Here is a 7,768-nt window from a genome sequence, read left to right as displayed (position 1 = left end):
CCGCGAGGAACTACGGATCGCGATCGTGACCTGGACCGAGAGGACCTACCACCGACGCCGCAGGCAAGCCTCGCTCGGCCGGCTGACACCCATCGAATTCGAGACCGTCATGACCACACCGGCCCTCCAGGTCGCGTGACCGAACCTGTCACCCAAACCTGCAGCAGACCCTGAAGCCGTCTTGCAGGCCAGGAGTGCCGGTGACAAGGGCTGGGAGATCGTCACCGACCGCCGGTACGTGCGCCGGCAGTGCTTCCGTCGCACGGAGAGGTCCTGCCGAAGCTCGAAGCGTAGAGCGGTCCGGACTGTCAGGAGCCAGCAGCTTCCGGGCGACGCGCTTGCTGGGTCGGCCGGGCTGCCGGTGCCGGTGCCGGATAGGTGCACGTCTTCCCGGTGGACGCCTCGGGGGCGATCGCGCCCCGGAGCCGCCCCGCTGAAGTCACCATGCCCGAGCGGGCGTTCATCGCATGCGGCTCGGTCTCGTACGAGGACGTCGGGAGTACGGGCCCCAATGGAGTGCAAGGTACGGATACTCGACCTCAGTGAGTCTCCGCAAACGTGGCCGACGGCTGTTCCGCGTTCTGGGCCTGGCGGGCGCGCTCGGCCACCATTTGGGCAATGCGCGTCAGCACCGTCGGGTCGAGTTCGTGGTAACCGCCGCCGTAGAAAATGTCGATCATGACGGTCCCCGCACGGGCGATCGCTCGCATGTGAAACGTGCTTGCCGAATCGGTGGACTCTCGGCCGGAGTAGGCAACGCTCTGATCGCCGATCGATCCCAACGACATCCGCGACTCACCGCCTTTCTTTCCCACCCCCTCGCTCCACCGCTTGTAGCCCGCTGCCGCTGTCTCGGCGCTGTCGAATGCCTCGATTGCGATGTATGCCTTGTTGGAAGCACCCGAATCGGCATAGGCGACTCCGCCCGTTCCGCGCACCCCTGCGCATCCGTCCTCGCGGCAGGAGGCGTCCGTGGTCGCCTCCTCGACGTCCGCGGGCTCGAACAACGACCACCCCGACGGCATGCTCTGTACGTCGGGCAGGACCTTTTTGAGGAGTGTGAGGTCTTTGACCGGTGCGGCCTTGCGCCCCTTCCCGCCACCCTTCGCCCCGGATCCGCTGCCGGCGGCCAGGTCCTCCGATCCGCCGCCGCCCGCGTCCGCCCCTATTGAGGGCGTCCGCACCGCATCGCCATCGCCCCCTACGGCCTTGGTGAGCCCGTAGCCCGCGAGTCCTATGACGAGTGCCACGGCGAGCAGCATCGCCGTCACCGTGGTGGGTGTCAGGCTTTCCTTGCGCAGGGTCAGCGGGCCGAACGAGATGGTGTTGTTCTTGGCGCGGTCGCCGATGTGAGCCTGGTAGAGGTCTCTTCCCGCGTGCGGCGCCGCTGTTGGGTGGCGTCGCGTCGCCTCGTACAACTGCTCAATTCGACGGGCGAATTCGGGGTCCGCGGCGAGGGCGGCGGCGACCTGCCGCTGCATCTCGCCGGGGTCCCCGCTCCCCGGATCAAGGGTCGCACGGTCTTCTGGAGAGGCCCCTAACCGCTCCCGCATCAGCCGTGACGCCTCGGCGCCGGCCGCCCCGCCGATGGCACCCGCCGCCCCGTTCGATGCCTGGGTCAGCAGCGTCGTGACCCAGGCCGTCAGTTCGGATGCTTCCATGAAGCGAGTATCGGCATGGTCATAGCGGTTCCATGGCTTCTTTTCAGCCCTTCCGACCGACCGGCCGTCTCGATTGCGTAACGCTCCAACTAGGTCGTTTCTGATGGCTCTTGGACGGTGTCGCGGAGCCAGATGACGATCGCGGTGACGGTCAGGGTGCTGTTGAAAATGTAGTCGCGCTTGTCGTAGCGGGTGGCCACGGCGCGGAACTGCTTCCACTTGTTCACGCACCGCTCGACGGCGTTGCGGCGGCGGTGCTGGGCCTTGTCGAAGGCCGGGGGCCGACCGCCCAAGCGTCCGCGGTGCCGGCGGTGGTCCCGCTGATCGTCGGGCTGCGCGATGGTGGCTTTGATGCCGCGCCGCCGCAGGTAGGCGCGGTTGTCGCGGCTGGAGTACGCCTTGTCGCCGCGCACCCGGTCCGGCCTGCTGCGCGGGCGGCTCGGTCCACGGCGGCGGATGCGCAGTCCATCCAGGACCGGGGCGAACATCGGGGTGTCGCCCCGCTGACCGGGTGAGGTCTGCCAGGTCAGTGGGCGGGCACGGTCGTCGGAGAGCAGATGGACCTTGCTGGTCCGTCCGCCCCGTGAACGCCCCAGCGCCTCGCGTCCATCGGCCTCCTCACGGGCCCCGCCCCCTTTTGCGGGTGGTCGGCCGGAGGCTTGCGAGGTGCTCCGGCCGCGTGCTGATGCGCCCGGCAGGAGGTCGAGTCGATGTTCACGGCTCACTCCTGCCGGACGACGCCGTCGCCACCATGAAGGTGATCGCCTCCGGCGACGCCTACTCCACGGCGTACGCCCATGTCGCCATGGAAGGCCCTGCCTGGATGCGCCGGCACTTCATCGAACCCGTCCAGCACCAGGCGGCCCAGCTCGACTACGACTCCCTGAGCCACGCCGCCGCCATGCAAGCCACCATCGCGGCAGCCGCCAAGATCGCCCAGGATGCACAGAAGGACGCAGCACTCGCCTCCCAGGTCGCAGCGGTAGCCCGGGATGCCGGGGCCCAGGAGTGGGCCCAAAAGGCGGTGGATTCAGCCAAACAGGCCGACAGCTACGCCGCCCAGGCCCGCCAGTACGCGAGTGCGGCGGACAAATCCGCCGCCGAGGCGGGATCGGCTGCACGATCCCGGAGAAGGCTGACCAGGTCCGCAACCGCAAGAAGCTCGGCTACCGCGGCGGGCGCCCGCCCAAGTTCGACAAGGACGACTACGAGGAGCGACACGCGGTGGAGTGCGGGATCAATCGCCTGAAACGCCACCGAGCCGTGGCCACGAGGTATGACAAGCTCGCCGTTCGCTATGAGGCGACCGTGCTGGTCGCGGCCATCAACGAGTGGCTGTGACAAGCCAGAGCGGGAAGGCCCCGAAGAAAACCTTTCGAGGACACCACAACTGGCCTGACATCCTGGTCAGATGCTGCTCAAACTGACCGGCTCCAGCTGTTCGGGCAAGACCACGCTCGCCTACTCCGTGGGCGAGCGGCTGAAGCGGGTCGCCGTGCACGACTTCGACGAGCTCGGCGTACCGGAAGGCGCCGATCGCCGGTGGCGCAACCGCATGACGGAGATGTGGGTGCGTCGCGCGCTGGAGTACCAGGACCGTGGAGTGGACCTCCTGCTGACCGGGCAGTCCCCGATGGGAGAGGTCCTGGCCAGCCCTTCCGCCCCGTTGCTTGATGGCATCGCGGTGTGTCTGGTCGACGTGTCCGACGAGGTCCGGCGCGGCAGGCTCACCATGCGCGACTCCGGCCGATGGGAGGCTCCGGCGGTTGACGCCTTCCTCGACTGGGCCGCCTGGCACCGCCAGCACGCCGAGGATCCCCAATACCGACCCGACGTCATCATCGACGACAGCTGGCCCCGTATGGCCTGACACCGCTGGACCGGCTGGACGGCCGACGATGGTGCACCCACCTGATCGACACCACGGATCAGCCGGTCGCGGAATCCGCAGATCAGGTTGAGCAATGGGTTACCCAACAGCGCGGCGCGCTCCGCTCCGGCCATCTCGCCTTGTCGCAGGGCTGGTCAGACCAGACAACCACCCGAGCCAACTACGGCTCCTGATCTACTTTCGCAACACTCCCTAGTAGGGCATCATTTCCGACCAGGCCCAGGGAGACCCCAGCGGCGGGAGTGCCGGTGGGTCCGACCTCTCGTGATACGTGTACATGGACCTGCACATGGACGTCGAGGGACGGTGCTTCACCATGCTCCTCGTGCCCGACCGCAGCGAGCACGCCCGGGCCCGGGCGGCGGCGAACTGGGCCCGCTATCCCCACGCGCCCGACGGACACTCACTGCCGCCCGACGAGCCCGAGGCACGCGAACTCCTCAAGGCCCGCATGCTCACAGACCTCCACCGCCAGTATTCGACCAGGCACCGGGCGGTGATCGCACTCATCCCCTCCTTGACGGCCGCCTATGGCCTGTGGTCCGAGTTCGAGCCGGAGAACAGGACCGTCGGCTTTGTCCTCGCGGGCAGTTCCCTCGTCCTCTTCTCGGCTCTCATCCTCCTGGGGATCGCGTACACGCGGCGCGGCTCCACCAAGTACACGAGGCGGTTGGAGGCCGCCGGGTTCACCGCCGTGAGCGACCGGAACGGGCGACGGCGCTACTACCCGCCTGGCCGGCACCTCCCGGGACCCGACAGCCTCCTGTTCCACGCAAACGAGCTACGGGACTAAAACGTGTCGCAGAAGGCCGTGTGCAGGCAGGTCAGGGCGAGGTGGTGGCGGTGGTACCCGGGGCCTTGAGGGCACCCACTTCGAACTCCGTACCTTCCCCCCGCTCCCTACCTTGGCCGTACAGCTCGCTCAGTAGCGGTAGTCGGGCCAGTACGGGTCCTCCCAGCGGGCGGTGCCGGTGAGTGCGAGGAGCCGTATCCGTTGCAGCAATCCCTCGGGAGCCCCCTGCGGTGAAGCCGCGCCGGGGCGTGATGGACCAACCAGGCGGTGAGCTCGGCGAGGAAGGCGTCCGCGTTGTCCCACGCGTCCCAGGGAAGGAGATCGCCCAGCAGATCGGACTCCCAGTAGGCAGCGGTCGCCTCGGTGCACAGCGCGAGGAGTTCGTACGCGGGTACGGGTGGATCCGAGGCAATGAGGGTGCAGGCCCACCAGGCATGCAGGAACTCCCAAACGGCCGAGCTCTGCTCCGTAGGCCACTGCCGCCAGTGGCCGCGAGCGAACGAGAGACCGACCTCGTACGTGCCGAACATGGGCTTCACGTGGCCACTGACCAGCGCCCCGGCGAATTGCGGCAGGATACGGCGCAGCACCGCACCGTGATCGTCTCGTTCGGAACATCCCAGGTACGACGCAGCAGGTCCGGGTCGAGCACTACGTCCGGCACCTTCAGCAGCGCGAGCTCTTCGGCGCTGCCCCAGTGGCAGTCGCACTGGGCCTCATCACTGCGGGCGGTCATTCCGCGAAAGGTGGCGTCCAGGCGGTCCAGAGCACGGTCGAGCCGGATCCGTGCGGAGTGTCGTCGAGGTTCAACATTGTCGGCACAGCCTCAAGGGGACTCCGGGCGGCTTGCAGCAACCGAAGATCCGGACCCTACCGTGTTCCACCCACGCCCGTCGCGGCGGTTACCCACGCCGGGAGGAGGGGGGGGAGTACTGGGCCCGGTGGCCTGCCATTGCCTTGCCTGAGGCCTACGGGTGATAGAGGGCCTGCACTCGCGCGGCAACGAGGGGCCGTCCCTCATCAAGAGGCAGAAAGTATTCCCCCTGCCACGCCTGCGTGCTGCCGGCCTGACGGCTGGGCGTCGTCACCCACGGCGGATAGACGCGGAATCCCCGTTTTCCGCCGACCCCGGCCTGAGACACGACGCCGCGCTCGCACAGCACCTCTCGCGGAAACACGAACTGCCCGAAACGGCCGCTGTCGCGGCTGCTGATGACGAACAGATCGACGCCGTCCTCGGCGTCAAAGGGACGGATCGGGCCTTCGACGGACCGTTGCCACACGGTGACGAACTGACCCACCTTCGTCGGGGTCGTCTTCCCCACACGAAACCTCACCGACAGCCCGTCCAGAGTGAATGCGTGAGCCGCGTACTGCGCGCTCTCGGGCTCGGGCACCGGCGGTGTGCAGACGAAGCCGCTCGGGTCGTACACCAGCTCCTTCGCCGCCAAGAGGTCCCCGTGAAGCCCTGACCAGGGCTGTTTCGTCACCATCCACACATCCTGCCATCACGCCCACCGCACACCGACCGGTACGCGGTCTCGCCCTTGTAGTCTCACCCCCATGTCACACTCGGGGGAAGCACAGCTCGGGAAACCACACGTGCCGGTGAGCGGACAGCATGTGCGCCAGGCCGTGGCCTACTGCGTCGGTGTCCTCGAAGGCGTCCCGGCTGCCCAATGGCAGGACAGGGCCGGTGAGTTGGAGTGGACTTGCCGGGAGACGCTGAGCACCTCGCCGATGACCTGCTGACGTACACACTGCGGTTCGGACTCGCGCATCCCATGGCCGTACCCCGTGTCCCGCTGCGCATCTCCTGTGACCGGCCGGACGGATCGCCTACTGCCCCGCCGACACCACTCTGGACGAACTGATCCATGTCGCGGGCAGCCGGTGGGCGGTTGAGGAATGCTTCCAGAGCGCGAAGCAGGAGTGCGGTCTGGACGACTACCAGGTCCGACGTTACGACGGCTGGCACCGCCACATGACCCTGGCCATGGCCGCCCACGCCTGCCTCACCGTCCTGCGGGCCCGCGAACTCGACACGGACAAAGCAGAAACGGATCCTCCCAGCTCATCCGCCTCAGCCTTCCCGAGATCAGACGCCTGATCACCCGCCTCAACCACCGCCAGCCACCGCCTCTCGCCCACGTTCTGCACTGGTCGACCTGGCGACGCCGACGCCAGCACCAGGCCCGCACCAGTCACTACAAACGACGCGGACACAGCCCATGACACCTGCCCACCAGTCACGGCAAACACCGTTGTAGTACTAGGGCCTGTTGTGAAAGTCGATCTTGATCGAGGATGATCACGTCTCATGGGGCGCGGGGACCTGACGGATAGCCAGTGGGTCCGGCTTGAGCTGTTGCTGCCGCGGGGCGTCAAGCCGGGTCGTCCGCAAGTGTGGACTCGGCGGCAGCTGATAGACGGCATACGCTGGCGGACCCGGACCGGCGCCCCGTGGCGGGACGTGCCAGAACGTTACGGTCCGTGGGATCGGACCTACGACTTGTTCCGGCGCTGGCAGCGGGACGGCACCTGGGCCTGTATCGTCACCCAGCTACAGGCTCAGGCCGAACCGTGCTGGTCGCAGTCCTCAACGAGTGGCTGTGAACAGTGCCTTCGGCCTGCTCAAGTATGCGGAGCGCGTCGGTTGCTGCTGGTGACAGCATGGTGTCGTCCTGCAAGTCGGCCAGAGGAATCCACACCGCGGCGTCGGTGGAGCCGTCGATCTCGGTCACCGCCGGCGCCCCGCCCTTGAGGGCAACGACGTAGAACAACGCCGTGAGGCTCCAGCTCACTCCATCCCGCCGGACCGCGTAGGTCCGCGCGTCGAGCAGTCGAGCATCAACGAGTTCAAGCCCTGTCTCCTCCCGGAGTTCACGGGACAAGGCCTCCACAGGCTGTTCGCCCGGGTCAATTCCGCCGCCTGGCATGTGCCACAAACCCGGTGTGAAGACTGGCGAGGCGTCCGACAGCCGGATCAGCAGCAGTCGATCGTCCTCCACCGCGATTGCGTATGCCGAAACACGAGTCTGTACGTGAGCGTCCACGGTCCCCGCCCCTCCTACACGAAAGCCGACTGATAGGAACCCTAGCGTCACCAAGATCGACTTTCGCAACACGCCCTAGCTATAAAACTGCCGGACGTTGTTGACACTCGGGTCTCCGATCACTACGGAGATCTGCCATGCCCCCTTCGCTGCAACAGCAACAGGACCGTCAGGCCCAGCATCGCCTGGCGGTCCTCGTCACGCCGAGGAAGTCACCGGAAACGTTGCGCTGACCTGCCGCTACTACGGCATCAGCCGCACCTGCTTCTACCAGTGGCTGCGCCGGTACCAGGACGAGGGCCTCGAGGGCCTGCGGGATCGCTCCAGCAAGCCCCACCACTGCCCCCATGCCACCGAAGCCGACGTC

8 protein-coding genes and 4 pseudogenes are annotated in these 7,768 nt (G+C 67.3%); 7 read left to right on the top strand and 5 right to left on the bottom strand.

Going from position 1 to position 7,768, the window contains the following annotated elements:
- Window positions 1-139, top strand: a pseudogene (locus AB0G17_RS37185) (IS3 family transposase); the annotation flags it as partial.
- Window positions 140-539: 400 nt separating this feature from the next.
- Here the strand turns inward: AB0G17_RS37185 and AB0G17_RS37180 are convergent.
- Window positions 540-1,661, bottom strand: a complete 1,122-nt coding sequence (locus AB0G17_RS37180) for a hypothetical protein (RefSeq protein WP_361392677.1) — start codon at window positions 1,659-1,661, stop codon at window positions 540-542.
- Window positions 1,662-1,750: 89 nt separating this feature from the next.
- Complete coding sequence (locus AB0G17_RS37175; protein WP_361392675.1) at window positions 1,751-2,386, bottom strand: IS5 family transposase; 636 nt, start codon at window positions 2,384-2,386, stop codon at window positions 1,751-1,753.
- A 367-nt stretch (window positions 2,387-2,753) separates the two neighbouring features.
- On the opposite strand from AB0G17_RS37175, the pseudogene AB0G17_RS37170 reads away from it, so the two are divergent.
- From AB0G17_RS37170 to AB0G17_RS37160, 3 genes and pseudogenes are all read left to right on the top strand, one after another.
- Window positions 2,754-3,002 (top strand): annotated as a pseudogene (locus AB0G17_RS37170) (IS5/IS1182 family transposase); the annotation flags it as partial.
- Between the two features lie 70 nt (window positions 3,003-3,072).
- The gene (locus tag AB0G17_RS37165; RefSeq protein WP_361392672.1) at window positions 3,073-3,531 is read left to right on the top strand and encodes a hypothetical protein; all 459 of its coding nucleotides are present in this window, start codon (window positions 3,073-3,075) and stop codon (window positions 3,529-3,531) included.
- Window positions 3,532-3,841: 310 nt separating this feature from the next.
- Window positions 3,842-4,345: a hypothetical protein gene (locus tag AB0G17_RS37160; RefSeq protein ID WP_361392669.1), complete on the top strand. Its 504-nt coding sequence runs from the start codon at window positions 3,842-3,844 to the stop codon at window positions 4,343-4,345.
- A gap of 535 nt (window positions 4,346-4,880) precedes the next feature.
- Here the strand turns inward: AB0G17_RS37160 and AB0G17_RS37155 are convergent.
- Window positions 4,881-5,081, bottom strand: coding sequence for a hypothetical protein (locus AB0G17_RS37155; protein WP_361392666.1), 201 nt, complete (start codon window positions 5,079-5,081; stop codon window positions 4,881-4,883).
- 232 nt (window positions 5,082-5,313) lie between these two features.
- Window positions 5,314-5,838 carry a MepB family protein gene (locus AB0G17_RS37150; protein ID WP_361392663.1) on the bottom strand — a complete coding sequence of 175 codons (525 nt, stop codon included), beginning with the start codon at window positions 5,836-5,838 and terminating at the stop codon, window positions 5,314-5,316.
- 341 nt (window positions 5,839-6,179) lie between these two features.
- On the opposite strand from AB0G17_RS37150, the pseudogene AB0G17_RS37145 reads away from it, so the two are divergent.
- Both AB0G17_RS37145 and AB0G17_RS37140 read left to right on the top strand, forming a co-directional pair.
- Window positions 6,180-6,455, top strand: a pseudogene (locus tag AB0G17_RS37145) (IS701 family transposase); the annotation flags it as partial.
- Window positions 6,456-6,665: 210 nt separating this feature from the next.
- A pseudogene (locus AB0G17_RS37140) lies at window positions 6,666-6,887 on the top strand (transposase); the annotation flags it as partial.
- Window positions 6,888-6,900: 13 nt separating this feature from the next.
- On the opposite strand, the gene AB0G17_RS37135 reads toward AB0G17_RS37140, so the two are convergent.
- On the bottom strand, window positions 6,901-7,401 hold the full coding sequence (locus AB0G17_RS37135; RefSeq protein WP_361392661.1) for an NUDIX domain-containing protein: 501 nt from the start codon (window positions 7,399-7,401) through the stop codon (window positions 6,901-6,903).
- Window positions 7,402-7,498: 97 nt separating this feature from the next.
- Here AB0G17_RS37135 and AB0G17_RS37130 point away from each other — a divergent pair.
- The coding region (locus AB0G17_RS37130) for a leucine zipper domain-containing protein (protein ID WP_361392658.1) at window positions 7,499-7,768 on the top strand (270 nt) is incomplete at its 3' end.

Source organism: Streptomyces sp. NPDC023838 (genome assembly GCF_040639555.1).
GTDB lineage: Bacteria > Actinomycetota > Actinomycetes > Streptomycetales > Streptomycetaceae > Streptomyces.
This window is presented reverse-complemented; position numbering and strand designations above follow the sequence as displayed.